At 41.8% G+C, this 25,999-nt stretch carries 28 protein-coding genes; 9 read left to right on the forward strand and 19 right to left on the reverse strand.

The genetic code is table 11. From position 1 onward, the window contains the following. Positions 1 to 73 precede the first annotated feature (73 nt). The 6 genes from hemF to hemA form a co-directional block, all read right to left on the reverse strand. Positions 74 to 976: an oxygen-dependent coproporphyrinogen oxidase gene (hemF, locus tag MURRU_RS07300; protein WP_014032808.1), complete on the reverse strand. Its 903-nt coding sequence runs from the start codon at positions 974 to 976 to the stop codon at positions 74 to 76. A gap of 2 nt (positions 977 to 978) precedes the next feature. After that, positions 979 to 1,464 (reverse strand): DUF6973 domain-containing protein, encoded by a 486-nt coding sequence (locus MURRU_RS07305; protein ID WP_014032809.1) that lies wholly within the window; start codon positions 1,462 to 1,464, stop codon positions 979 to 981. Further along, positions 1,461 to 2,486, reverse strand: a complete 1,026-nt coding sequence (gene hemE, locus MURRU_RS07310) for a uroporphyrinogen decarboxylase (protein WP_014032810.1) — start codon at positions 2,484 to 2,486, stop codon at positions 1,461 to 1,463. The genes MURRU_RS07305 and hemE overlap by 4 nt, the downstream gene beginning before the upstream one ends. Before the next feature lie 89 nt (positions 2,487 to 2,575). Continuing rightward, positions 2,576 to 3,235, reverse strand: coding sequence for a uroporphyrinogen-III synthase (locus MURRU_RS07315; protein ID WP_014032811.1), 660 nt, complete (start codon positions 3,233 to 3,235; stop codon positions 2,576 to 2,578). After that, positions 3,213 to 4,139: a hydroxymethylbilane synthase gene (gene hemC, locus MURRU_RS07320; RefSeq protein ID WP_014032812.1), complete on the reverse strand. Its 927-nt coding sequence runs from the start codon at positions 4,137 to 4,139 to the stop codon at positions 3,213 to 3,215. Before hemC ends, MURRU_RS07315 begins: the two co-directional genes overlap by 23 nt. Beyond that, positions 4,136 to 5,392, reverse strand: coding sequence for a glutamyl-tRNA reductase (gene hemA, locus MURRU_RS07325; protein ID WP_014032813.1), 1,257 nt, complete (start codon positions 5,390 to 5,392; stop codon positions 4,136 to 4,138). The genes hemC and hemA overlap by 4 nt, the downstream gene beginning before the upstream one ends. Positions 5,393 to 5,602: 210 nt before the next feature. On the opposite strand from hemA, the gene MURRU_RS07330 reads away from it, so the two are divergent. Further along, positions 5,603 to 6,481 carry a helix-turn-helix transcriptional regulator gene (locus tag MURRU_RS07330; RefSeq protein ID WP_148261490.1) on the forward strand — a complete coding sequence of 293 codons (879 nt, stop codon included), beginning with the start codon at positions 5,603 to 5,605 and terminating at the stop codon, positions 6,479 to 6,481. A gap of 10 nt (positions 6,482 to 6,491) precedes the next feature. After that, positions 6,492 to 7,247: a ThuA domain-containing protein gene (locus MURRU_RS07335; RefSeq protein ID WP_014032815.1), complete on the forward strand. Its 756-nt coding sequence runs from the start codon at positions 6,492 to 6,494 to the stop codon at positions 7,245 to 7,247. On the opposite strand, the gene MURRU_RS07340 is transcribed toward MURRU_RS07335, so the two are convergent. Together MURRU_RS07340 and MURRU_RS07345 are read right to left on the reverse strand one after the other, a co-directional pair. Then, positions 7,233 to 8,084 carry an N-acetylmuramoyl-L-alanine amidase-like domain-containing protein gene (locus tag MURRU_RS07340; protein ID WP_014032816.1) on the reverse strand — a complete coding sequence of 284 codons (852 nt, stop codon included), beginning with the start codon at positions 8,082 to 8,084 and terminating at the stop codon, positions 7,233 to 7,235. The two genes, MURRU_RS07335 and MURRU_RS07340, sit on opposite strands and share 15 nt — an antisense overlap. Then, on the reverse strand, positions 8,074 to 9,147 hold the full coding sequence (locus MURRU_RS07345; RefSeq protein WP_041801861.1) for a mechanosensitive ion channel family protein: 1,074 nt from the start codon (positions 9,145 to 9,147) through the stop codon (positions 8,074 to 8,076). The genes MURRU_RS07340 and MURRU_RS07345 overlap by 11 nt, the downstream gene beginning before the upstream one ends. Before the next feature lie 146 nt (positions 9,148 to 9,293). On the opposite strand from MURRU_RS07345, the gene hemH reads away from it, so the two are divergent. Genes hemH through MURRU_RS07360 form a run of 3 tightly spaced genes read left to right on the forward strand, consistent with a single transcriptional unit; the run spans position 9,294 to position 12,901 of the window. After that, positions 9,294 to 10,340 carry a ferrochelatase gene (gene hemH, locus MURRU_RS07350; RefSeq protein WP_041801863.1) on the forward strand — a complete coding sequence of 349 codons (1,047 nt, stop codon included), beginning with the start codon at positions 9,294 to 9,296 and terminating at the stop codon, positions 10,338 to 10,340. 30 nt (positions 10,341 to 10,370) lie between these two features. Continuing rightward, positions 10,371 to 11,747: an MATE family efflux transporter gene (locus MURRU_RS07355; RefSeq protein ID WP_014032819.1), complete on the forward strand. Its 1,377-nt coding sequence runs from the start codon at positions 10,371 to 10,373 to the stop codon at positions 11,745 to 11,747. Between the two features lie 53 nt (positions 11,748 to 11,800). Beyond that, positions 11,801 to 12,901: a lactonase family protein gene (locus tag MURRU_RS07360; RefSeq protein ID WP_014032820.1), complete on the forward strand. Its 1,101-nt coding sequence runs from the start codon at positions 11,801 to 11,803 to the stop codon at positions 12,899 to 12,901. Between the two features lie 153 nt (positions 12,902 to 13,054). Here the strand turns inward: MURRU_RS07360 and MURRU_RS07365 are convergent, their stop codons facing one another. The 8 genes from MURRU_RS07365 to MURRU_RS07400 all read right to left on the reverse strand — a co-directional run bounded on the left by MURRU_RS07365 (position 13,055) and on the right by MURRU_RS07400 (position 20,207). Further along, a complete protein-coding gene (locus MURRU_RS07365; protein WP_014032821.1) occupies positions 13,055 to 13,699 on the reverse strand; it encodes a hypothetical protein in 645 nt (214 codons plus the stop codon). A gap of 20 nt (positions 13,700 to 13,719) precedes the next feature. Continuing rightward, the gene (locus tag MURRU_RS07370; RefSeq protein WP_014032822.1) at positions 13,720 to 13,926 is read right to left on the reverse strand and encodes a hypothetical protein; all 207 of its coding nucleotides are present in this window, start codon (positions 13,924 to 13,926) and stop codon (positions 13,720 to 13,722) included. A gap of 60 nt (positions 13,927 to 13,986) precedes the next feature. Continuing rightward, a complete protein-coding gene (locus tag MURRU_RS07375; protein WP_014032823.1) occupies positions 13,987 to 14,919 on the reverse strand; it encodes an alpha/beta hydrolase family protein in 933 nt (310 codons plus the stop codon). Between the two features lie 9 nt (positions 14,920 to 14,928). Further along, the gene (locus MURRU_RS07380) at positions 14,929 to 16,023 is read right to left on the reverse strand and encodes a TFIIB-type zinc ribbon-containing protein (RefSeq protein WP_014032824.1); all 1,095 of its coding nucleotides are present in this window, start codon (positions 16,021 to 16,023) and stop codon (positions 14,929 to 14,931) included. A gap of 656 nt (positions 16,024 to 16,679) precedes the next feature. After that, complete coding sequence (locus tag MURRU_RS07385; protein ID WP_014032826.1) at positions 16,680 to 18,104, reverse strand: Gfo/Idh/MocA family protein; 1,425 nt, start codon at positions 18,102 to 18,104, stop codon at positions 16,680 to 16,682. Positions 18,105 to 18,167: 63 nt separating this feature from the next. Next, complete coding sequence (locus MURRU_RS07390) at positions 18,168 to 18,827, reverse strand: HD domain-containing protein (protein WP_041801867.1); 660 nt, start codon at positions 18,825 to 18,827, stop codon at positions 18,168 to 18,170. Next, positions 18,827 to 19,561: a lysophospholipid acyltransferase family protein gene (locus MURRU_RS07395; protein ID WP_014032828.1), complete on the reverse strand. Its 735-nt coding sequence runs from the start codon at positions 19,559 to 19,561 to the stop codon at positions 18,827 to 18,829. The genes MURRU_RS07390 and MURRU_RS07395 overlap by 1 nt, the downstream gene beginning before the upstream one ends. Positions 19,562 to 19,796: 235 nt before the next feature. Further along, positions 19,797 to 20,207 carry a BrxA/BrxB family bacilliredoxin gene (locus tag MURRU_RS07400; RefSeq protein WP_014032829.1) on the reverse strand — a complete coding sequence of 137 codons (411 nt, stop codon included), beginning with the start codon at positions 20,205 to 20,207 and terminating at the stop codon, positions 19,797 to 19,799. Positions 20,208 to 20,329: 122 nt separating this feature from the next. Between MURRU_RS07400 and MURRU_RS07405 the strand changes: the two genes are divergently transcribed. Next, the gene (locus MURRU_RS07405) at positions 20,330 to 21,067 is read left to right on the forward strand and encodes a TerB family tellurite resistance protein (protein WP_014032830.1); all 738 of its coding nucleotides are present in this window, start codon (positions 20,330 to 20,332) and stop codon (positions 21,065 to 21,067) included. Here MURRU_RS07405 and MURRU_RS07410 read toward each other — a convergent pair. Next, positions 21,064 to 22,296, reverse strand: coding sequence for a PepSY-associated TM helix domain-containing protein (locus MURRU_RS07410; protein ID WP_014032831.1), 1,233 nt, complete (start codon positions 22,294 to 22,296; stop codon positions 21,064 to 21,066). The two genes, MURRU_RS07405 and MURRU_RS07410, sit on opposite strands and share 4 nt — an antisense overlap. 42 nt (positions 22,297 to 22,338) lie before the next feature. Here MURRU_RS07410 and MURRU_RS07415 point away from each other — a divergent pair, with 42 nt between their 5' ends. The 3 genes from MURRU_RS07415 (at position 22,339) to MURRU_RS07425 (ending at position 25,089) form a co-directional block, all read left to right on the forward strand. After that, positions 22,339 to 22,923: a HupE/UreJ family protein gene (locus MURRU_RS07415; protein WP_014032832.1), complete on the forward strand. Its 585-nt coding sequence runs from the start codon at positions 22,339 to 22,341 to the stop codon at positions 22,921 to 22,923. Between the two features lie 84 nt (positions 22,924 to 23,007). Further along, positions 23,008 to 23,445, forward strand: a complete 438-nt coding sequence (locus tag MURRU_RS07420; protein ID WP_014032833.1) for a deoxycytidylate deaminase — start codon at positions 23,008 to 23,010, stop codon at positions 23,443 to 23,445. 15 nt (positions 23,446 to 23,460) lie between these two features. After that, a complete protein-coding gene (locus MURRU_RS07425) occupies positions 23,461 to 25,089 on the forward strand; it encodes a S41 family peptidase (RefSeq protein WP_014032834.1) in 1,629 nt (542 codons plus the stop codon). Between the two features lies 1 nt (position 25,090). On the opposite strand, the gene MURRU_RS07430 is transcribed toward MURRU_RS07425, so the two are convergent. Together MURRU_RS07430 and MURRU_RS07435 are read right to left on the reverse strand one after the other, a co-directional pair. Continuing rightward, positions 25,091 to 25,291, reverse strand: coding sequence for a hypothetical protein (locus MURRU_RS07430; protein ID WP_014032835.1), 201 nt, complete (start codon positions 25,289 to 25,291; stop codon positions 25,091 to 25,093). Between the two features lie 9 nt (positions 25,292 to 25,300). After that, complete coding sequence (locus MURRU_RS07435; protein ID WP_014032836.1) at positions 25,301 to 25,885, reverse strand: MarC family protein; 585 nt, start codon at positions 25,883 to 25,885, stop codon at positions 25,301 to 25,303. Positions 25,886 to 25,999 lie beyond the last annotated feature (114 nt).

The following is a 25,999-nucleotide window of genomic DNA, read 5'->3' on the forward strand; positions in this document are numbered from 1 at the left end:
GGGAATTTACAAATAATTGACAATACAATTTTAAAACCTTCTTTGCGTTTCAAGTTGTTATTAACATCTGATGCTAAACCCAATCTTTTGGGCTTTGCAGTACTTCTATCAACTTATCTTCCTCACTTCCTTTTTCGGGATGGTGGTTATATCGCCATTGCACGTGAGGTGGCAAGCTCATCAAAATACTTTCTATGCGGCCATTCGTTTTCAGTCCAAAAAGGGTGCCTTTGTCATGTACCAAATTGAACTCCACATAGCGTCCCCGTCTTATTTCCTGCCAATCTAGCTGTTCTTTAGAGTAGGGTAAATCTTTTCTTTTGGAAACAATGGGTACGTAGGCATCCAAAAAACTATCCCCGACCTCTGTCACAAAATTGTACCAGTCTTCCATGCTCGTTTCTTCGGTTGCTTTGCAATAATCGAAGAACAACCCACCCACTCCGCGGGCTTCGTTTCGGTGTGAGTTCCAAAAATAGTCGTCGCATTTCTTTTTGTAAGCTGGATAAAATTCAGGATTGTGGGCATCGCAGGCTTTCTTGCAAACGGAGTGAAAATGCTCTGCATCCTCTTCAAACAAATAATAAGGGGTAAGGTCTTGTCCGCCACCAAACCATTGATCTACAATTTCACCCTGTTTGTTGTACATCTCAAAATAGCGCCAGTTGGCATGTACGGTGGGCACCATGGGACTTTTTGGGTGAATCACCAAGCTAAGGCCACAGGCGAAGAAATCCACATCCTCCACTCCAAAATAGTTTTGCATACTTTTTGGCAATGGTCCGTGTACTTTGGAAATGTTTACGCCCCCTTTTTCAAAAACAGCTCCGTTTTCGATAACACGCGTTCTGCCGCCGCCACCTTCTTTGCGTTCCCAAAAGTCTTGCTGGAACTTGGCGGAACCGTCCAGTTGTTCAAGTTTGTTGGTAATGGTATCCTGTAGCTGTTGAATGTATTCGTAAAACGTATCTTTCATGGTTATAAAATATGCACCATTTGGTTTTTATATTCAGTTAGTGTTGAGCTATCATCAATTTTGATGGATTCCAAAGTCATTTGCTTTAATAACGCTATGACTTCCTGTTCTGATTTCTCTCTGTTTTGCTCAAAAATGAAACGTCCCACTTCGTTATTGTGCAAATCCATTGCTTCGGGCAATTTTTTATTGGGAAATGAATCCTCGTGCCAATCCGTCACCTTTTTGGCCCAAGCCAAAACGACTTCCTCATTTTCTTGCCATTTAAAACACCGTTTTGCAATCAGATAATTCCAAAAAGCGTGTCTAAACGCATTGGCTCGACCATTTTTATGGTGGAGCTTGCCGTAGTTTTTGGTCGATATGGATATGCAATCCTTGGTAGCTTTTATGGTTGGCCAAATAAAATGTGGACGGCTTAATCCAATACCTATAATTTTCAGTATATTTTTAAAATCAACCCGTTTTAGTACTGCAAAAAGGTTCACTCCTTGTATTCTTTTACGGCATCAATAAACGCTTTTGCATTTTCTACGGGAATATGTGGCAAAATTCCGTGACCCAAGTTTACGATGTACTTGTCCTTGCCAAAATCACGGATCATTTGTGTGACCATTTTCTTGATTGTGGCAGGAGGTGAAAGTAAACGGGCAGGATCAAAATTACCTTGCAGTGTGACGTTTCCTCCGGTTAAATATCTTGCATTTTGAGGTGAACAGGTCCAATCGACCCCAACAGCCGAAGCCCCTGAGTTTGCCATTTCCTTTAAAGCGAACCAGCATCCTTTTCCAAAAACAATAACAGGGGCCTCATCTTTTAAAGCATCCACAATCTGCTGCATGTATTTCCAAGAAAACTCTTGATAATCCTGAGGTGAGAGCATTCCGCCCCAAGAATCAAAGACCTGAACGGCATTTACACCAGCTTTGACCTTTGCTTTAAGGTAGGCGATGGTGGTGTCCGTTATTTTTTGAAGCAATTCGTGAGCAGCTTCCGGCTGGGTAAAGCAAAATCCTCTGGCCTTATCAAAACTCTTGCTTCCTTGGCCTTCGACACAGTAACAAAGCAATGTCCAAGGAGAACCTGCAAACCCGATCAAAGGAACTTCGTCGTTCAACTTTTCCTTTGTCATGGTAATGGCATCCATTACATAACCCAATGTGTCCTGAATATCAGGCACGATTACTTTATCCAAATCCGCTTGCGAACGGATAGGGTTTGGCAGGTAAGGTCCAAAATTCGGTTTCATCTGCACTTTGATGTCCATAGCCTGGGGAATCACCAAAATATCGCTGAACAAAATAGCGGCATCCATTCCGTATCGGCGAATGGGCTGTACGGTAATCTCGGAAGCCAATTCTGGGGTCTGGCAACGGGTAAAGAAATCATATTTTTTACGGAGTTCCATAAACTCGGGCAAATAGCGCCCCGCCTGTCGCATCATCCAAACGGGTGGACGTTCAACAGTTTCACCTTCTAGTGCTTTTAGGAACAAGTCGTTTTTTATCATAGATTTTAATTTGTTATTCCTGTTAAGACAGGAATCTTTTAATTGTTTTTTCGATGTTGAAAGATGCTTCGACTTCGCTCAGCATCCGTTTATTTCGACAGTTCTTTTATTGCCTGTACCAACACATTTTCTACAGTTGGTTTGTTAGCTGTAATTATATTTTTTGAATGCTTTTGAGCTTCAGCAGCTGTAGTTTCACCAATACAGAACAAAGTGCTGTTTCCAATGCTATTTTCTAATAGATAGCTTCGTATTCCACTGGGACTAAAGAACAGAATGCCATCAAAATTTCTTTCAAAGGCCCTTGGATTTAGATGGGTATGATACACCTCCAACTCTTTATACTGAACGTTATTTTTCGTCAAAGTATCAGGAAGGTCATTTCTTCTCTTGTTGCCACAAAGAAATACAAATGCTTCATTTTTGTGGTTTTTGATGAGGATTTCACCCAATTCTGATGCATATTCGGCCATTTTAACCACTTTTACACCATTTTCTTCCAAAAGTGCTTTGGTTTTTTCGCCAACACAATAGGCGCGGAGCTCTGATTTGTCCATACCTTCGGATTGATTCAAAAATACCTTTACGGCATTCTTGCTGGTATAAATATAGTTGGTGTAGTTGAAAGGAATCTTCACATCCAGCGCCTCGATTTTCAAGGCATCGTACTCCACCAATCCCAAACCAGAATTTAGGAATAACTCTTTTTGTGGAGCGGTCAGTATTTTAGTGGAGAGTACTGTTTTCATTTCTGATTTCCTGCATCAATTTATCGCCTCCTTTTTGCAGCACTTCTTGCGCACAACTTTTCCCTAGGCCTTCGGCATCGGACAACTTCACTTCTTTTTTGATGTCTATTTTTTGTTTCCCATCCAAGGAGAACACCACTCCCTCAAAATAAACGGTTTCGTCTTTTATTTGGGCCAACGCACCAATTGGTGCGGTACATCCCCCTTCAAGGGTGCGTAAAAATTCACGCTCAATGGTAGTGGCGGTTTCCGAACTTGGGTGATTGAGTTTTACCAATGCTTCTTTGGTAAATTCATCTTCTTCTTTGGCAACCACCAACATGGCCCCTTGCGCCGGAGCGGGAATCATCCAATCCAGATATAGGGCATCTTTCGGCAACAATTTGATGCGCTGCAACCCTGCTTGGGCAAAAATGGCTCCTTGCCAATCGTTTTCGATTAATTTGAGCAGTCGGGTATTCACGTTTCCTCGCAGATCAACCACTTTGTGGTTGGGATATTTATTGAGCCACTGCGCTTTTCTTCGCAAACTACCTGTGGCAATGGTGGCGGGTTGGTCCGATTCCAGAAAACCGGAACCTTTGTGTACCAGTATATCATGGGTTTTGGCGCGCTCCAAAACGGCTATTTGCACAATACCCTTTGGTAGCTGCGTAGGAACGTCTTTCATGGAATGGACGGCAATATCAATTTGGTCTTTTAGTAAAGCAACATCCAAGGTTTTGGTGAAAATTCCCGTCACACCAAGTTCATACAAGGGTTTGTCCAACACTTGGTCACCTATGGATTTAGTGGGGACCAAAATGGTGTCATACCCCAGTTCCTCCAGCTTTTGTTGCACGGTAGTTGCTTGCCACAGCGCGAGTTCGCTGTCGCGGGTTCCAATTCGGATGATTTTGCTCATTTGGAATGTAATTCTAGCTGAAAAACTTTTTGGATAAGCTCCAGACTGTCTTCGGTATCTACCTCGTTGCTCTTTAGGTGATTGGCAAACTGCTTGGTGATTTTTTGGATGATTCGGTCCGAGATGATTTCCGCTTGTATTTGGTCAAATCCCTCAATTTTTTTGGTCTGAAAATCGATTTCCTCGGTTTTCATGGTGTTTAGTTTGTCCTTGAGGGCATTGATCACGGGAGCAAACTTTCGGGTTTCCAACCATTTCAAGAAATCCTTTTTTACCTTTTCTATGATAGCTTCTGCTTTGGGAACGTATTCTTTTCTTTTGGTCAATGTCTCATCCGTAATTTGTGAAAGTTGGTCCAAATGCACCAAGGACACATTATCCAACTCTTTTACATCGTCCGATACGTTTTTAGGAACGGATAGATCCAAAATCAACAACGGTTTTTTAGTATAGATCAAGGCTTTGGAAACCGTGGGCAACTGTGCTCCGGTAGCCACCACAAGAATATCGGCCTTTCTGATTTCGGTTTGCAAATCGCCATAATCCCTTACGGTCAATTGGAATTTGCCCGCAATATCCTCCGCTTTTTCCCGGGTTCTGTTGATCAAAGTAATGTGGGAGTTGTTCGAATGCTTCACCAAGTTTTCACAGGTGTTTCTACCAATTTTCCCCGTTCCGAACAATAAAATATTCTTGTTGGAAATATCATCAACATTGTCCAAAATATATTTTACCGAAGCAAATGCGACCGATGTAGCTCCAGATGATAGCTCCGTTTCGTTTTTGATGCGCTTGCTGGCCTGAATTACAGCATTGCATAAACGCTCCAAGAACGGATTGGCCATCTCAAGCTTTTTGGAGCGATAAAATCCTTGCTTAATTTGGCTAATGATCTCAAAATCCCCCAAAATCTGACTATCAAGACCAGTACCTACTTTAAACATGTGCGAAATGGCATCATGGTTTTTGTACACGTAGGCTACTTCTTGAAATTCTTCAACAGTACCATTGGTTTGGTCGCAAAGTAGTTTGATCAATTGATAGGGGTGTTGTGCAAAACCGTATAGCTCGGTTCTATTGCAGGTGGAAATGGCCAAAAGACCATCAATACCAATTTCCTTGGCCTTACCTAAGATATGATCAATGGCAGGAACATCCAGACTGAACTTTCCTCTCACCTCTGCATCCGCCTTCTTATAACTCAACCCAATGGCGTAGAAGGAATTATGTTTTGAAATATGGTAGTTCCTCATAAAGGATATAAATCGCAGGACAAAAATAATAGGGTTATGGGTCAAAAAATAACGCTAGCGGAACTATAAATAACTGTTACTGTTATTTTACGTTATATTTTTGATGAAAATGATGGAAAGCATTGTTATTATTGATAAATTTGATGGTAAATAACGCAATTTAGAGCGATTCTAAATTAAATGAAAAACGAGATTAGGTTGAAAACAAACATGAAAAATATCGCTAGAGGTTCATATGACGAAATTTTGGTAGAGGACGGGATTTACATCCTCAAAATCCAAAACGATGCTCAGGAACCAAAGCTTATTGAACGGGATATCGACAGCTCGTACATACAATTCCACTTTTGTTTAAAGGGGAGGTCGAAATTTAATTTTAACGAGGGCAACTATTATTTGGAGGTGAACGAGGAAAACTCCTTGCTCCTATACAATACCCAAAAAAACCTGCCTTTGGACCTTATTGTTCCGCCTGGTTCTTGGTTACTTTCCGTAGTAATGACCATCAGAAAATTTCACTCCTTGTTTTCAGACGAAGCGGATTACATCCCATTTTTAAGCGATGAGAACAAGGAAAAGAAATATTATTCCCAAGAAATAGTGTCGCCGGCAGCTGCGGTTGTATTGAGTCAGTTGATGAATTTCAACCTTCATCCATCCATCAAAAAGTTATACTTGAAAGGGAAGGTATACGAATTGATTTCCCTGTATTTCAACAAAACCGAAGATGCCGATTTGGAACAATGCCCTTATTTGGCAGATGAAGACAATGTGCGCAGGATTCGGATGGCTAAGGAAATCATGATTTCCCGAATGGCCGAACCACCAACATTGGCGGAACTATCCCAAGAAGTTGGGTTGGGCCTCAAAAAGTTGAAAGAGGGGTTCAAACAGATTTACGGCGATTCCGTTTTTGGATTCTTGTTCGATTATAAAATGGAATATGCCCGAAAAATGTTGGAAACGGGCAAACACAATGTGAACGAGGTTGGGTTGAAAGTGGGGTACAGCACAGCCAGTCATTTTATTGCTTCCTTTAAAAAGAAGTTCGGCACTACACCAAAAAAATACTTAACTTCAAACGTCTAAAACTATAACTATGAGATTTACCGTCCTGCTACTAACTTTTTGCTTTGCAATCTGTGCTTGTGCCCAAGAGGAACCTGCAAAAGAAGACGAAAATGTAAAAATGCCAGAATTGGTGATGGTATTTACCAAAACCGAAGGCTGGAGACATAAATCCATTGAAAAAGGAGTGCAGACCCTAAGAAAACTTGGCAGGCAGAACGGATTTGTTGCTTTACAAACCGAGTCAGGTGAAGACTTTACTTCCCAAAACCTTCAAAACTATAAACTGGTGGTGTTTTTGAATACCACGATGGATGTGTTGAACGATGCACAGCAAAGAGCATTTGAATCGTACATCAAAGGAGGGGGTGCTTTTTTAGGTGTTCATGCGGCTGCCGATACCGAATACGATTGGCCTTGGTACGGAAAACTGGTTGGCGGTTATTTTGTGAGCCATCCCAACGACCCCAATGTCCGAAAAGCAACCATTGATGTGGTAAGCAAAGCCCATCCATCAACAGAGCATTTACCAGATTCATGGATGAGGACGGATGAGTGGTACAACTTCAAAGACCTAAGTTCCAGTACCACAGTTTTGCTCAATTTGGATGAGAGTACCTACGAAGGAGGCACCAACGGCTCCAATCATCCCATTGCGTGGTATCACGAATTTGATGGAGGAAGGGCTTTTTACACAGGGGGAGGGCATACCGAAGACTCTTATGACGAGCCCATGTTTCGTCAACATTTGTTGGGAGCCATCGAATGGTGCCTAAAGCGAAAGTAAAGTGGGCCTGGCCACAATAATACCAATATTGCTTTTGATGTTTTTGAGATAATCCGCCAAGGGCAATTCAGAGATTTCCACTTCACCATTTTTGCTGGAGGCGTGCAATAAATGTAATCGACCATCGGGTTGATGGATGGCAATTCCCGTGTGGGTCACGTCCAACCCTTTTATGGATGTGGCCAAGGCAAGGATGTCACCTGATTTGATAAGATGTTCCTTGCTTTCAATTTGGTCTTGTGGCAAGTAGCAAAGCGCTTCTTTGGCAAGTTCTTTTTCCACCTCCAACATCGCTTTAAAGTTCTCGTCGCTGGCCAAAAAAGGATATAGGTTACGGTGGGTACCCATAAAATTGATGGGCTTTTCAAGTTCCTCGCCACCCAGTTCGGCTGTAATGTCCTTTACCAATCCTTTTTTCTCGTTGTTGCGAATCCATTCCGTAAAATAATGCAAGCGAGAGGGATATCCGTTCAAATCTCCGTTTCTATACCGAACGGTCTCTAGGTTTCTAGTGAAATTTTCAAAATCTTTCTGTTGCTTTTGTAGCATCAAGCTAAAGGCCAGCACATTCTCAACAAAGGTGGTACAGTCCAATCCTCCAAAGTTCACTACCAAGGTTTCCGTATCGCCAACTTCCAATGTTTTTTCCACATAGGGCGTTCCCAAAAAAGATTGACCCACGGAGGCAATGGTATCGCCAAGACTGGAAGCTTTTGTTTGCTCTAAATCATTGATTTTGGTTTCAAACAATAATTTGTCCTCAGGCGAGCAAGTGATTTTTTGGGCATTGACAAAAGTTCCCAAAACCAAAAAAAGAGTAACTAATTTATGCTTCATGACTGTTTTCATTTTTTTGTTCAACCGTCAACCTAGTGGTCCTAGCAATACTTTCAGGATAGTTTTCCTGCAGATACACAATGAGCTTTTCTCGAACGTGCACACGTAAATCCCAAGCGGTGGGCGAATCTTTGGCGCTTACAAGGGACCGAATCTCCACATAATTGGGCTTGGTATCGGTAACTTGGAGCACATTAACTTTGCCATCCCACAGGTCAGTGTCCTTTAAAATACGCGTTTGTTCTTCCCGTATTTTATCAAAAGGAACATTGTAATCCACATATAAAAACACGGTTCCCATAAGTTCCGATGAGGTTTTGGTCCAGTTTTGGAAAGGTTTGTCAATAAAATAGGGTGTAGGTACGATCAAACGTCTTTTGTCCCAAATACTCACTACGACGTAAGTCAAAGTAATTTCCTCAATACGGCCCCACTCGCCTTCCACGATCACAACATCATCCAATTTAATGGGTTGGGCAATAGCGATTTGGATACCTGCCAAAATAGTCCCGATAAATTGCTGAGCCGAAAACCCGATGATGATTCCGGCTACACCTGCAGAGGCAAAAATACTGATGCCCACTTCCCGGATTTCTTCAAAACTCATCAGCATAAAGCCCGTGGCCAGCAGGATGATGATGAAAATAAAAATGCGTTCCAAAATAGTAAACTGGGTATATACCTTTCGGGCCTTGAGGTTATCGGCCACACCTATATCATAGTTTTTGATGACGACATTCTTGACAATTTTAAGCAAGGCAATCATCACCCAGGCCATGGAAAAAATAAAAAGAATGGTACTCACTTTTCTAAACCAGAACCCAGCATCTTCAAGACCCAAAATGTTTCGAAGTGCCTTCATGCGAAGCAATATGGAGACAAAAATTAAAATTAAGGGAAACGCCAACCGTTTAAAGGCACTTTTGGGCAGCAGGTATTTTGGGTTTTTTCCCAAGCGTTTCAATATAATAGAAGTGCCCCAATAAAGGATAACGAGCACAAGCAGGGCCACGCCCAAATAAATGAGGGATTCTTTGGAAACATTGTCGTAAAAAGGCTCCATATACCAAAAATAAGACAGAAAAGGCCAAGCAAGGAAGAATGCTTGAACAAAATCGAAAAACATTATTTCATCATAAGAAAGTATTTTGATGAGGAAAAGGCGATGTCCACTTCGTGTTGTATTTTAGCGGACTAAATAGAAGAGCCGTGAAAAAAGGAGTTTTATTGGTCAATTTGGGGTCGCCAGATAGCCCAACCGCCAAAGATGTTAAGCCGTATTTGGATGAATTTTTGATGGACGAGCGTGTAATCGATGTGAACCCCGTGCTCAGAAACATTGTAGTTCGAGGCATTATCTTGAACACCCGCCCCAAAAAATCTGCAGAAGCCTATTCCAAAATTTGGTGGGATGAGGGTTCTCCGTTGATTGTTATTTCCGAAAGATTCGCGGAAAAAGTACAAAAGCATACCGAGCTTCCAGTAGCTCTGGGCATGCGATATGGTTCCAACACCATAAAAGAGGGATTACAGGAATTGAAGGACAAAGGGGTCGATGAGGTTTTCTTGGTGCCCTTGTATCCACATTATGCCATGTCATCTTACGAAACCGTGGTGGTAAAAGCATTGGAAGTGCAACAACAGGATTTTCCCGAAATGCACCTGACCACCTTGCCCGCCTTTTATAGCAATCCGGATTACATCAAAATATTATCAAAAAGCATAGCCGAAGGCCTGAAGGGTTTTGACTATGATCATATTCTTTTCTCCTACCACGGTATTCCAGAAAGACATATTAGAAAATCGGACCCGACCAAGTTCCATTGCCAATTAAATGGCGAATGTTGCAAGACCAACTCGGTGGCTCATCATACCTGTTACAGGCACCAGTGTTACGACACTACCGAGCTAGTAAAAAAGGAACTGGGCTTGCCCGAGGATAAGGTAAGCACTTCGTTCCAATCAAGATTAGGAAGCGATCCATGGTTGCAACCCTTCACCGACAAAGAATTCGAGCGATTGGGACACGAAGGCATCAAAAAATTGGCGGTCATAACCCCAGCATTTGTTAGCGACTGTTTGGAGACCTTGGAAGAAATAGCCATGGAAGGCAAAGAACAATTTCAAGAAGCAGGGGGAGGGGATTACATCCATGTTCCCTGTTTGAACGATCGTGACGATTGGGCCGAACTCATGGCAAAATGGATCAATACTTGGGCTGAAAAAGCCATTTTGCCCGAATATCATATCCGGTAATTCCATTTCAATGCAACAAACAACCGTGGCATGGCCAAAATAACCTCAGATGAACTTGGGCAGGAACCCATAGGAAAATTACTGGTCAAACAGGCCGTTCCCGCTTCCATTGGTATTTTGGTAATGTCCCTGAACGTGCTGGTGGACTCCATTTTTGTGGGAAACTGGATTGGTTCCATTGCCATTGCTGCCATTAATGTAGTGCTTCCCGTTTCCTTTTTTATCGCCGCCTTGGGAATGGCCATTGGTATTGGTGGTTCTAGTATTATTTCGAGGGCACTGGGTGCCAATAATCGGGGAAAGGCCCTTAAAACCTTCGGGAACCAGATTACATTGACCTTATTGGTCACCATCACCATGGTGGCATTGGGTCTTTACTATGTGGATAGCCTAATTCCAGCATTTGGAGGTAAAGGTTCCATTTTTGAACCCGCTAAGATTTATTACACCATCATTTTATACGGAGTACCCTTTTTGGCGCTCTGTATGATGGGCAACTCGGTAATCCGTGCCGAAGGAAAGCCACGCTTTGCCATGATTGCCATGATCATTCCATCTGTTGGGAACCTATTGATGGATTATATTTTTATTTATGTGTTTGACTGGGGCATGCAAGGGGCCGCTTGGGCCACCACGGTGGGCTATTTGCTTTGTTTCCTTTATGTATTTTATTTCTTTCTATCGGACAATTCAGAATTAAAGATTGACGTCTCCCATTTCGGATTAGATCGCTCCATCTTACGTGAAATAGGTTCTTTGGGCTTTGTTACCTTGGCCCGTCAGGCCGTAACCAGCATCGTGTATTTGTTAATGAACAATATATTGTTCAATCTAGGTGGGGAGGCCATGGTAGCGGTCTATGCGATTATCGGCCGAATGCTCATGTTTGCACTGTTCCCTGTTTTTGGGGTTACACAGGGCTTTTTACCCATCGCAGGGTATAATTATGGAGCGATAAAGTACGATCGGGTAAAGGAGTCCATTTACACGGCCATTAAATATGCAGCCTTGGTCGCAACCTTGGTTTTTGTGGTACTCATGATTTTTCCTTCGGAAATAGCCTCCTTGTTTTTGAGTAACCGACCCGAACTGTCCGCAGAAGAAATAGCGACCAACAATTTTGTACTGCAACATACGCCCTTGGCCATGCGCTTGGTATTCGCAGCAACGCCAATCATTGCCATACAATTGATCGGGGCAGCCTACTTTCAAGCCATTGGAAAAGCGATTCCTGCCTTGTTGCTGACCCTGACCCGTCAAGGATTCTTTTTTATCCCTTTGATTTTGGTGCTGCCCAATTTTATGGGCGAAATAGGGGTGTGGCTATCTTTCTGTATTGCCGATGTGCTTTCGACCGTGGTCACAGGTATTTTTCTACGTAAAGAAATCAAATCGGAATTATCCTAAATACCGTTTCTTTGGTTTAGAATGTTTAATTTGGGTGCCCTAACTAAACATCCATGAAAAAAATTGTTTTCGCGGGCATAGTTGCACTTTTGGCAATCGCCTGCGCCGAAAAACCTGAAAAAAAACCTATGTACACCCTATTTGTTGGAACTTATACCGATGGTGATAGTGAAGGGATTTACACCTACACTTTTGATGCAAATACAGGAGAACTGTCCAACCAAAAATTAGCGGCCAAACTGACAAATCCATCTTATTTGACCATTTCTGATAACAAAAAGAATCTGTATGCAGTTCAGGAAACGGCAGATTTTGATAGTTTGGGCGGCGGTGTTACTGCCTTTAGTTTAAACAAGGACGTTTTGGAGCTTCAAAATAGTATGGGAACCCAAGGAGCGCATCCCTGCCATGTTTCACTTTCAGGAGATGGCCATTTGGTTGTTGCCAACTATACGGGCGGCAATGTTTCCATTTTTTCCCTGAATGATGATGGTTCCCTGACCGAAAATCCGCAAGTAATCGATCATAAACCATTGGACTCGGTCAAGACCTCGCATGCACATATGGCACAGTTTAATGCAGATGGGCTCATGGTGACCGATTTGGGATTGGATGCCGTTAAGCGATATAATAAAAAAGGAGATGAGTTTGTGCCAGCGGAACAAAATTCCCTGCCGTTTGAAGATGGGGCAGGCCCACGCCATTTTACCTTTGGTAATAATGGTCAGCTACTGTACGTTATCAATGAATTGAACAGTACCATTTCCGTTTTTGAAAAAGCTGGGAACGGAAATTATCAAGAAGTCCAAGTAATCTCCACTTTGAATGCTGGTTTTGATGGAGAAAGCTTTTGTGCCGATATTCATTTATCACCGGACGGAAAGTTTTTGTATGGCTCCAATCGAGGTGAAAACACCATCGTAATTTTTGAAGTTGATGAAGACTCTGGTCAATTGGAATTGGTAGGTCGGGAATCGGTACACGGTGATTGGCCTCGAAATTTTTCCATGGACCCTACGGGTGAATTTTTGTTGGTGGCCAACAAAAAGACGAGCAACATTGCCATATTCAAAAGACACGCAGAAAATGGAACCTTGACATTTTTAAACGAAGTAAAACACCCTGATCCGGTTTGTTTGGTGTTCTTGGATTAGAAATTTTAGAACATAAAAAGGGCTGTCCAAAGTGTGTCGATTTTCGTCAACCTGAACTTGATTCAGGTTCTCATAGCGATTTGCTTATCAGAATGACGCGTTTCAATACTTTTTGGACAGCCCTTCCGTAAATTCCTATTGGACTGGATTTACTTACATTTCAGGTGTGGTGCCGACCTTGCTCAACTGCTCAGCCTTTTCCTTTAATACCTGTTTTCCTTTTTGAATGGAAATTTCGAGTTCGTTCAGTTTTTCTTCTACCCGCTTTAGTTTTTCTTCCTTTTTAGCGATTAACTCATCGTCCTCTCCGCTGTTTTTGGCTTCTTCAACACGTTTTTTGGCATCGTCCAAGGCCCTTCTACCGTTTCTTAAGATTTCTTCGTCTTGTTTCAATGCTTCCTCGGATTTCTTCAGTTTTTCCTTGGCCTGCGATGCACGATATTGCCCAAATTCCTTTCCGGACATATCTCCTTTATTTTTACCGTAAGCTTTGCTCTTGGCCAATTTCTCTTGGGCTTCATCTTCCATTTCTTTAGTGGTGCGATCGGCCTCTTCTTTAACCTGTTCGGCTTTTTCCTTGCCCTTTTCTTTCATCTCCATCGCCTTTTCTTTGCCCTTTGCCTTGGCACTCTCCTTTTTTTCCTGGGCTTCTTGAGAAGTTTCTTTTACTTCGTCTTCTACTTCTTTCGATTTTTCCCTGACTTCCTTGGCATTTTGTTTTTCTTGGGATTTCCCTTGGGCATTGGCCAAGTTTAGGGCCACAATGGAAAACAAGGCAATTAATAAAATACGTTTCATGTGACTTTGGGTTTTTTAGATTAGATACTATCGAGTTCTTGGATCATTTCCTCGACTTCCGATGCTTTTTGGTCCACATCATTTACGGTAGAATCAACTGCTTGTTCCACAGATTCAATCTGTTCTAGTTTTTGATTCAGTTCCTTTTCCTCTTTTTCGGTGTCCCTGCAAGACAAAGACAGTAGAGCGACAAAAATACCGAGTACTGCAAATTTTTGGTAGGTCATAACTTATCGATTTACAAGTATATACGTGCAAATACTGGAGGATGGATGTTCCGTTAACTATTAACGCCCATGCGGCTCCATATTGGGAAGTGGGTGCTCATCCCTAAGGTAAAGGTCAAAATGTCGTTTCATTTCATAGAACAAATCATTCCTGAATTCCCTAATGCCATGGTCGGCCCCTTCAAAAAGAATAAACCTTGTAGGATGTTTGTATTTATACAATTGATTTACCAACCTCAGAGATTCTTCTGGTGAAACCCGCCAATCAGCACTACCGTGCATGATTAGAAGTGGTGTTGTTTTGCACATTTCATTTGCCCATTTTACAGCAGATCTTTGATTTAACTGGTTTTCTTTATCCGTTGAATAATTGGGAACCAATTCAGAAAACACATGTTCTTCCATTTCGGGTCTGTTTTTAATATTGAGATGGGCATCGGCCAATCCTGCTACAACAACGGAAGCTTTAAATTTACATGATTTTTTCATGGCCAAATAGGTCATCATTCCACCTCTACTACCTCCTTCAATGCCCACGCGAGAAGTATCTGCCTTTGGCAGTTGATTTAAAACAGGAATTAAATTCAATACATCATTCACATCATCACCGCCAAACTGTTCAATGCCTTCACCACCATCATTGCCTCTATATTGACTTGCTACTACTACGTAACCCCAACTCGCCATCTTCCCCATAAAATATGCAATGCTTAAAGGCGTTTGCTCTCCAAAGCTTCTATTGCCGCCACGGTTGGAAATGATACAAGGATACTCGCCTTCTTTTTTTGGTTCTGCTATGTAGCCTGTAACCTTTAGTCCGTCAGATAAGTACGTGATTTTGGAAAATTTTACCGAGCCTAGATCAGGAACACTTTTTGCCAAACGTATTTTGATGGAGTCAGAAATAATCAGTGGTTTTTTGGAGATAATTTTTCCATCCTGCGCACAAGAAGAGATTGATACGAACAGTAAAAGGATTAGAAGCTTTTTCATTATTACATATTATTTTTTTGATAGGAAAACAATCACACCTATTACAATAAGCCCAAATAATACTGCAAAAAATATTTTCCAAAAGCTGTAGGGTCGTGTGCCCGATATTCGGCCATTTTCCCCATTGATGAAAAAGTTATACTCTTTGCCATTGTACCGATACGCGCTAACGTAAACCGGCAATAAAATGTGCTTAAAGGTCTCTTCGGACAGTTTCATGTCCATACTGCTTACGCGCTGCGTGTCTCCACCTATGTCACGTCGGCACCAAGTATCAGCTATACCTCTTGCCACTTCCTTGGAATGGAGATGCCCATCTTTTAGGGGGATTGTATATTTTTCCGTAACAAAACCTGAAAGAAACCCACTGCTAAAGGGCTGTAATTTTTTTAAGTCCCAATAGGCGATTTTCCCTGGAATCCTCCCTGTTTTTTGATGCGAGGCTTTGATCAAGGTATCGTCCACAAATCCCGAAACTTCTCCCGATGCAGGGTACCATCTGGTTTTCCTGACCCTTTGGGTCACTATTTTTCCATTGGCATTGCGCACCCTTCGGGTCTCGTAATAATATTCGCCCCGCTGACCAGTATAGGAAGCATGGAGTTGTGCATCAAAAGTCCAGTACGGTAAATAGAGTCCTTTGGTAAATTGAGGATCTAGAGCGGCCTTTTTTAGATTGTTCGGCGCAAACCACAATCGCTTTACCCAGTTTTTGAAAATGGCAAAGGATTGCTTTTTATCAATTTGAAAAGGCAAAACGGCACCGGGCAAAATCCAGTTTTCTCTGTAGGCATCTTCGATGACCAACGGTTGGCCGCAATACACACAATGGAGTGATTTATAATTTTCCTCAACATGTTGGTCGGCACCACAATTTTTGCAATGCAGCATGGAAATTTCCTCACTGTGCCTTAGTGCCCCCATTTCTTGTAGGTAGGGGTGCAGCTCCAACTCTTCAAAACCGCTTTCTTTTATGGAGATGGTCTCTTCATAACCGCAGTATTCACAACTAATGCTGGTGGTGCCAGGCTTATATTTGAGCTCTGCCCCACAATTGACACAAGCTTTTTTGAGTTCAGTCTTTTGGATTTTTTGTTCTTCCATATCTTCATTCCCGCAAAAACGGGAATCTATAGAAATTAAAATGTACTGTTAAACTATGTTTGCAAGAGGTTAGAATTATATTAATCTTTAAAAATAGATGAATACAAAGGAGAAAGAGCCAGACTGTTTATTGTTGTTAGTTTAAAAACAGCTCGAAATATCCGTCCCTTTCTGCAGATGCCTAAAGATTGAACAGTTCATTAGGCCAAAAGGCTGTACTCAGAATCGATAATCTACAAGCATTTAAAACTATGTATGCCTAAAATTATAGGAATCGCCATTGGCAAACAAACTTTTGATGTTTATTTTAAGAAAGAAAATAAGATGTTCCTTGGTGTTTGCTTATTGTCCCCGTCAACTTTTAAAAAGCTGATCAAAGATTTTCCAAAAGCGAATCAAGTTGTGATGGAAACCTTCGGTCCATTTTAGGTTCAACGGGCAAGTCAACTAATTAAGGTAAGTATAGTCTATTTTTAGGGTGCCGCAAACCTATAAACCTCAACTGTACCGATTGATTTCGTACGCTCTTATCGCTCGGATCTTAATGACAAAAAGTTTCAACATTGATTAGTGAAATCCGCGTCAGGTAGGCATTGACATAAGCAAAAAATGGCCCAAAACGGGCCATTTTCAATATAAAAAACTTAAACTTCAATCTATTTCAATTCCCAGCCTTTGCGGTAATCTCGCGTTACCCAGTCGTTGGCTTTCTCGTAATTGGTAATTTTCATGTTGTCGCCATCCCAGAAAAGTTTTCTTCTTCCGGGGGAATTGTAAGGGCTCCAATCGCTAGGAGTTTTTCCTTCTTGCAACTCTTTGTATTGAAAGGCTTTAACGGCTAAGTTGCCCATAAGTACGGTTTCTGTAAGTCTTCCTGCTTTTTCAAAGTTGGAAGAAGTTGGCGTACCCTTTTGGCAACCATCCACAAAATTGGCGAAGTGTCCACTCATTCCACCGGGCACTCTATCGTATTTAGGAGCTGGGGATTTGTACAAGTCCATCATTTCGGATGGCAACAATCTTGCATTTCTGGAATAGGTATCGCATACCAATATACCTTTTTCACCATACATAACAGTTCCACCACCACCATCACCGATGGTTTCATCATCTTTAAGTTCATCGGGCAAGTTTGGTTTTATACCACCATCATACCAGTTTAAAGCGATATCGCCGTGCTCTTCATGCTCAAACTTCAAGTGAATTTTGGAAGAAGGAGGACAGGAATGGCTATAATCCGCCTCCACAAAATCATCTACCCAAACTGTAGTGCAACTTGCTTCTGCCTCTTTGGGATAACCAAGGTCAAGAACGCTAAAAGGTGTTTCCATAATGTGGCATCCCATATCTCCCAAAGCTCCAGTCCCGAAGTCCCAGAAGCCTCTCCATTTAAAGGGAAGGTAAGCATCGTTATAGTCTCGCATTTTGGCTGGCCCTAACCAAAGGTCCCAATCCAATCCTCTTGGAATACGGTCTTTTTTTGTAGGCAAAGGAACGCCTTGTGGCCATACAGGTCGGTTGGTCCAACAATCTATGGTGTGTACTTTTCCAATAATGCCAGATTCTACCCATTCGCGCGCTATTCGGCTACCATCGCTGGATGCCCCCTGGTTTCCCATTTGGGTTACGATACCCTGTTCTTTTGCAACTTGGGTCATTAAACGTGCCTCGTGAATATTGTGGGTCAACGGTTTTTCCACGTAGGCATGTTTTTTTTCACGCATAAACGGTAAAGAAATAGTGGCGTGTGTATGGTCGGGGGTTGCCACGGCAATGGCGTCAATATCGTTTATATGTGCATCGAAAACCTTTCTAAAATCTTTAAAACGCTTTACATCGGGGAATTGCTCGTAGGTTTGTTGGGCGCGACGGTCATCCACGTCGCAAAACGCCACAAATTTTACCCTTCCGGTATCGTTTAAGCCATTGATTACGGAATTTCCCCTTCCACCAACACCAAAACCTGCTACATACAGCGTGTCACTTGGGGGAATGTGGGTTTTGCCCATAACATGACTGGGAACAATGGAAAACGCAGCTGAAGCGGCCGCGGTGTTTTTAATGAACTTTCTTCTTTGCATTTTGTTTAGTTTGATTTATGTGAAATCCCAAGATACAAAAAACGGTAAGAGAAATCCTAGCGATTATTCATCCCCATTCCACTCTTTATAAAACTGTTTTAGGTAGTCCAACATAAACTGATGTCGCTCCTCGGCCAGCTTTTTCCCCGTTTTCGTGTTCATTTTATCTTTGAGCAACAATAGCTTTTCATAAAAATGATTGATGGTGGGTCCTTTTGATTTTTTGTATTCCTCCTTGGTCATATCGAGGTTCGGAGGAATGTCAGGATTGTGAAGCTCCCTGTTCTTAAAACCTCCATAGTTAAAAGCTCTGGCAATCCCAATGGCCCCAATGGCATCCAAACGGTCTGCATCTTGCACTATTTGAAGCTCTTTGGATGTAAATTTTTCTGTTTCCGTTTCCAAACTGTTCTTAAAGGACATGTGCTTGATGATGTTCGCAACATGATGGATGGTCCCCCCATCGACGGATTTTGATTTAAGAAATGTTTCCGCGGTTTTAGGACCAATACTTTCATCCCCACCGTGGAATTTTGGATCGGCAATATCATGAAGCAGTGCTGCCAGTTGCACGACCATAGCATCTGCCTGTTCGTGTTTCAATAGTAATTTTGAGGTATTAAAAACACGTTCAATGTGGAACCAATCGTGTCCTCCCTCGGCATGTTGGAGTTCTTTTTTTACAAAATCAATGGTGTTTTGTATCAATTGATTTTCCTTCATCATTTGGTTTTAACTCCCGATACAATCTGGTTTTCTACTTGAGCAATAAGTTCTTCGGCGTTGCCTTGGTTTGCTATGGGCGGATGCACTTCAAAAGTAACATGGGAACCCAACCCCATCGGAAATTTGCCATAGCGCAACAGTTTCCAAGAGTTGTTTATACTAATGGGCACGATTAAGGCGGAAGGCGCTTTTTTCATCATTACTTTGAGCCCCATGGTCCTAAAAGGTTTGGGTACTCCATTTCTACTTCGCGTACCTTCAGGAAAAATTACAGCACTTCGGTTGTTTGTTTCAATGTAGTTTCCCAATTTTTGAAGCTCGGCAATGGACTGTTTCGGATCTTTTCTGTCTATTAAAGCCGACCCGCTATGCCTTAAGTTATAGGAAACGCTGGGTATTCCTTTTCCCAATTCAATCTTGCTGACGAATTTAGGGTGGTACTTGCGCATATACCAAATAATTGGGGGTATATCGTACATGCTTTGGTGGTTGGTCACTATGATCAGTGGACGGTCGGTCGGAATATTTTGTTTGTTCCGGAAACTGTATTGTGTCCCCAGCACATTGGTACACCGCATAATGAACCAATTTAATATGGAAACACTTTTTTTGTGTGCATTGTACCCGAATATATTAAGACAAATCCACTGTATGGGATGGAAAATAACCAAGACTAGGCCAAAAAGCAGAAAGAAAATAACGGTCAGGGGATACGAAAGCAGTTTTAGCACGGATACATTTTTATTGGTTGCCGTAAAAATAAAAAAACCACCCTTTAGGGTGGCTATTCAATATTTTATTTTTGAATGTCCGCAAGTCATAATATTACCAACGTCACCCTGAACTTGATTCAGGGTCACATAAAAATGCTCATATTCAGCAGGATGAGATGTTGAAACAAGTTCAACATGACGCCAAAAACACCATTATGACATTAAACGGACAATCAGTTTTATTTCCTTGATTTTAGCAATGCTCGTTGTAGGCTTCCATCAAGTTCTCTGCAATAAGTTCGGCAGGTCTACCTTCAATGTGGTGTCTTTCTATCATGTGCACCAACTCACCATCTTTGAACAAGGCCATGCTTGGTGAGGAAGGAGGAAAGGGAACCATGTGGTTTCTGGCTGTGGCAACAGCTTCCATATCCACACCGGCAAAAACGGTAACCAAGTTGTTTGGCGTTTTGCTGTTTTGCAGGCTCAATTTAGCAGCTGGTCTTGCATTGGCAGCGGCACAACCGCAAACCGAATTTACCACTACCAAGGTGGTTCCATCCTTTTTTAAGGCTTCATTTACAGCTTCACTTGTATGTAGTTCTTCGAACCCGGCACTGGCCAAGTCTTCGCGCATAGGTTTAACCAATTCTTCTGGATACATAGACTTCTTTTTGATTATAGTACAAAGATACGGTATTGTTAGCGTTTTTTCATCACCCTTAACATTGCTTAAAGCTTTGTTTCTCTATCAAACCGTTATCTTTGCCGTTTAAATTTTGAAACATGATCAAGTGGATAGCCGCCTTTATCGGTTATTTTTTATTTCGTTTTCCCGGCGCGGTTTTAGGATTTATCGTGGGAACCTTTTTGGATAATTTAGGGGGTTCTGGCAGTAGGCCTAGGTCTGTGTTCGAAAATGTGACCAGACAATCGGTTTCTCCGGCCGATTTTGAATTGAACCTGCTCTCGCTCTGTTCCATAATTATTAAGGCCGATGGGCAGGTAAACCAAAGGGAACTGGATTATGTGCGACAGTATTTTTTGAGCACCTATGGCAAGGAAAAAGCAAACGCGATTTTCCGGACGTTTAACGAGGTTATAAAAAACCGGGAAATTTCCACACAAAGGATTTGCAATTTTATGGTGCAGCGCACCCGATACGAGGTACGCTTGCAAATGCTTCACTTTTTATTTGGGATTGCTCAGTCCGATGGACAGGTAAGCAAGGCAGAGATTCAAAAATTACGAGAGATAGCGGGTTATTTTCGAGTGAATCAACACGATTTTGAAAGTATTATGGCGATGTTCATCAAGTCCACGGACAACTCGTACAAAATCTTGGAAATTGAAAAGACCGCCACGGATGATGAGGTAAAAAAGGCTTATAGAAAAATGGCCAAAAAGTACCATCCCGATCGTGTGGTCACCGAAAATGAGGCCATCCGAAATGGTGCCGAAGAAAAATTCAAGGAAGTCCAAAAGGCCTATGAGTCCATTCAAAAGGAAAGAGGACTTTCCTAAGCTGTAGCCAATTTATTCTTCTTTCTTCTTTTGCTCTTCTTTTTTAGCTTGTTGATGTAAATGATGGTTCCTGTAATGGGCAAGCTGGTGCCGATCAAGCAAGCCAAGAAATACAACCACTTGCTAAATCCGCCATAAATGGTTCCGGTATGGATAGGTTTTATGGCCGAAGCAATTTTCACATTGAGCGGTTTGTCGGCATATATTTCTTTGTTGATCATTTCGCCCGATTCATGGATCTGTAGTCTGTCCTGAGCCACGGTTGACCAAGAATTGTCCGCAATCTTACGGAAACTATAGATCGGATTTTTTTCGTTGGGCAAACTTACCGTTAGTTCACCTTCGTAGTTCAATTCCTTATTGGCAAGTGTAATGGCTTCTTCCAAGTTAATGGATTTGCCGTTGTCCAAACGCTCCAAATCAACTTCAGGACCTCCACCCCGGTTTCCGAACACCCGTGTCCCCATAACGGCACTCAAACCATCGCGGTAGCCCTCAAAGGACCAGCACAGCCCGGTAATGCCCATGATCAATATTAAAATGCAGGCATAAAAGCCCAAGGTATTGTGCAAGTCATGGTTGATTCGCTTCCAGTTGGCGTTGGTTTTTATCTTGAACCCCGCTTTTACGGTTTTCCATTTTATTTTTTTAGGGAACCAAAGCACAATTCCAGATAAGGTCAATATCATAAAAATGATAGTCGCAACGCCCACAATAGGTCTTCCCCATTTAATGTCCATCAACAACCAACGGTGCATTTTAAACATACTGAACATAAATTTGTCCATTCCCGTTTCTTGCGGAGCCAAAATCTCAGCGGTATATGGGTTTACTCCATAAGTAGAGCCTCTTCTTTGCTTGGAATCTTCTTTAATGGATAATTTGTAGGGTGAGTTTTCATCAGAAGGTATAGTTATGGAGGTAAGAAGTCCTTTTGCTTTAATGTTGGGGTCGTTCACTAAGCTCGAAAGTGATTTTTTCACCCCCATAGCCTCTACTTTCAAATCTTTTTTGAACCATTGTTCAATTTCTTTTTCAAAAGTTAGAATGGTTCCACTAAGACAGACCAAAAATATAATGATGCCGCTCACAAGTCCTAACCACAAGTGTACGTCATTGATAAAAGTCCGGATTCCGTATGTATTCTTTTTTCCCATAACCATAAAAAGGCCCAACATTGGGTTGGGCCGTGCAAAGTTAATTAAAGTTTTGTGTTGATTTAAAATCATATCAAAGTGGGTTTTATTGGTTAAATTTGGACGCAAAAGCTTATGCAGGAGTTTTTATTCTATATAAAATTGGGACTTGACCATGTGTTGGATTTTGGTGCGTACGACCATATCTTGTTTTTGTCGGCTTTAGCGGTTCCGTTTACCTTTAAAAATTGGAAACGGGTGTTGGTTTTGGCCACCATTTTCACCATTGCACATTGCACCTCCCTCGCTTTGTCTGTTTATGAAGTTGCTACGGTGGACGTTGGGCTAATCGAGTTTTTGATTCCTGTTACCATTTTACTTACGGCGCTGTTCAATTTTGCCTATGTGTATAAAGAAGCTATGGACGTGGGCCTTTTTCTCCACATTTTGGCCACCGCTTTCTTTGGATTGATTCACGGTTTTGGCTTTTCCAACTATTTTAAGATGTTGATGGCCGAAGAAGAAGATAAGATTACGCCCTTATTGGGTTTTGCCACGGGAATTGAGCTGTCTCAAATCATCATCATATTGGTAGTTTTGACAATTGCCTATGTGATTTTGGATTTATTAAAGGTTAAGCGTTCCATTTTTATCGCTATTGCATCAATTTTGATTATTGCGATCACAATACCCTTGCTTATTGCTACGTTCCCAAAGTAGACCTACGTTAAAATTTATCGAATAAGGTTGTCTGGGTCTGTCAAAGCAGGTATATTTAATTAATTATCAGCGTTTTTTGGATTTATGAAGGCGAGCAAACAAGAAAAATATGATAAGGCCTATTTGCGAATGGCCCAAGAATGGGGCAAACTATCCTACTGTAAAAGAAGGCAAGTAGGAGCCATAATCGTTAAGGATAGAATGATCATATCCGATGGGTACAACGGAACACCTACCGGTTTTGAGAATTTTTGCGAGGATGATGAAGGGTACACCAAATGGTATGTGCTCCACGCCGAAGCAAATGCCATTCTTAAAGTTGCTTCGTCCACCCAGTCTTGCGAGGGTGCTACGCTGTACATTACCTTATCGCCTTGCAGGGAATGTAGCAAGCTTGTGCACCAAGCTGGCATAAAACGTGTGGTATACCAAAGAGCGTACAAAGACGACTCTGGAATTAAATTTCTGGAAAGGGCAGGAGTTGAAATCGTCCATTTGCCCGTTTTGGAAGAAATGGTTTAAAACCATAATTGCTATATGAAAAAGATCAAAGGATATATTTGGCCTACCTTACTTGCTCTAGCGGTAGCCATCGGCATTTTTATAGGAGGGAAACTTCATTTTAACGATTCCCCGGAGAAATTGTTCTCCACCAATTCCAAAAAAGACAAGCTCAATCGGCTTATTGATTATATCGACTACGAATATGTGGACGATGTGGATACCGATAGCATTGTGGATGTTACCGTGAACAATATTTTGGGCAAACTGGACCCACATTCGGTATACATTCCCAAAGATGAAATGAAGGACGTGGCCGAGACCATGAAAGGGGATTTTGCGGGTATAGGCGTAAGTTTCTACATGTACAGAGATACCATTACCGTGATAAGAACCATCAAAAATGGACCGAGTTATATCAGTGGAATAAAACCGGGCGACCGTATTTTGATGGCCGACATGGATACGCTTTACGGCAGAAGAATAGCCAATGATGATGCGGTCTCTACCTTAAAAGGCAAGATAGGTACAAAGGTAAATTTGAAGGTTTTCAGAAAAACCGAAAACAAAATAATGAACGTTCCCGTGGTTCGGGACCGTGTTCCGATCAGAAGTGTTGAAGCGTATTACATGCTCACCAACGAGATGGGTTACATCAAAATCAATCGTTTTGCAGAGTCCACCTTTGATGAGTTCAAAGATGCGCTGAGAAAATTAAAACTAAGAGGAGCAGAGAAATTGACCCTTGATTTAAGGGATAATCCCGGTGGTTATTTGGGCATTGCCGAAAAATTGGCCGACGAGTTCTTGGAAGATGACAAGTTGATTCTCTTCACCAAAAACAAGAATGGGCGAATCAAAAAAGCATACGCTACCAAAAAAGGGGATTTTGAGAACAAACCGGTATATGTGCTCATTAATGAACGCTCTGCATCGGCCAGTGAAATTATTGCAGGGGCCTTACAGGATAATGATATAGGCACTATTGTAGGTAGGCGTTCCTTCGGGAAAGGGTTGGTACAACGCGAAATGGACTTGGGCGATGGCTCGGCGGTTAGGCTAACAGTTTCCAGATACTACACCCCAACAGGACGTTCCATTCAAAAAACCTATAAAAATGGCAACCACGATTATTACAAAAGGTTTATGGAGCGCTATACCAGTGGTGAATTGATATCTGCGGACAGTATTAAAGTGGCCGACTCCTTAAAGTTTGTTACCCCAAAGGGCAAAGTGGTCTATGGGGGCGGGGGAATTATCCCTGATGTTTTTGTTCCGATCGGAAGCAACCAAGAAGAAGCCATAGAGAGCATGGATGACACCTATCAGTTTTTTGCCCGTTTTGTTTTTGAACATTTGGAAAAGGACAGGACCATGTACGATGACTATGACCAAAACCAATTCTTGGACGAATTCAAGGTAGATGATATCCTTTTCGATAATTTCATCCAATTTGTATTGGATAGAAAGGTAAAATTGGATTTCTATGCACATGAGGAAAAGATAAAGGCGTATGTAAAGGCCAATATTGCAGAACAATTGTTTTCGCCCAACCTATCTGCCCAGATCAAGGGAGATTTTGATTCCATGCTCAATAAGGTAAAAGCATTGGATAAAGCAAGGATAGACCAATCCCAAATTGGTGCTGTGGAAGTAAAACCTTGATTTAGTCTTTTAGCTTTTTGTCTATCTTTTTGGAAGTAATAAAGATCAACATAAGCACTATGGCACACAACGAGGCCACTATCCCGATCAATGCAATGGTGCTATCGCCCTGAATCGGGTTTTCAAAATCTACCAAGGTTACATTATAGGCAATAAGGCCCAACGCCAGTATAATTAAAACTATAGCAAAGGTCTTGTTCATATCAATGTTTTAAATACCGTGCGTAAGTAACTCGTTTATGTTGGTGGCAAAAAGCTTAACCGCAATGGCCATAAGAATTACACCGAACACCTTTCGGATAATGTTGAGTCCGTTTTTACCCAAAATACGTTCGATTCTTGCACTCGACTTAAGCACGATGTACACAAAGATAACGTTTATAATAATGGCGACGATAATGTTCTCCACGTGATATTCCGCCCTAAGTGACAGAATGGAGGTCAAAGTACCTGCACCTGCGATAAGCGGAAATGCAATGGGTACAATAGAAGCGGTTTCCGGCTCATCATCCTTGTATAGCGATATGCCCAGGATCATTTCAATAGCAAGAAAAAATATGATAAAAGCACCGGCAACGGCAAAAGAATTCACATCAATCCCGATCAAAGAGAGTATACTTTCCCCAACAAACAAGAAGGCAACCATAATACAAGTGGCCACAATTGAGGCCTTTTCGGATTGCACATGGCCAACCTTGTTCCTTAGGGATAAAATAATGGGGATACTTCCCAAAATATCGATTACGGCAAACAATACCATTCCAGCGGTAGCAATCTCCTTAAAGTTAAAATTCATCGCATCATTTTTTTCGGACGGCAAATTTACGGGTAAAAAACACTTTTGGACTACATAAAATGTTTATAAATCATCAAATTTTCGGTTTTGAATTACCTTTGCCCAAAAAAGTAA

This window comes from Allomuricauda ruestringensis DSM 13258 (genome assembly GCF_000224085.1).
Lineage (GTDB): Bacteria > Bacteroidota > Bacteroidia > Flavobacteriales > Flavobacteriaceae > Flagellimonas > Flagellimonas ruestringensis.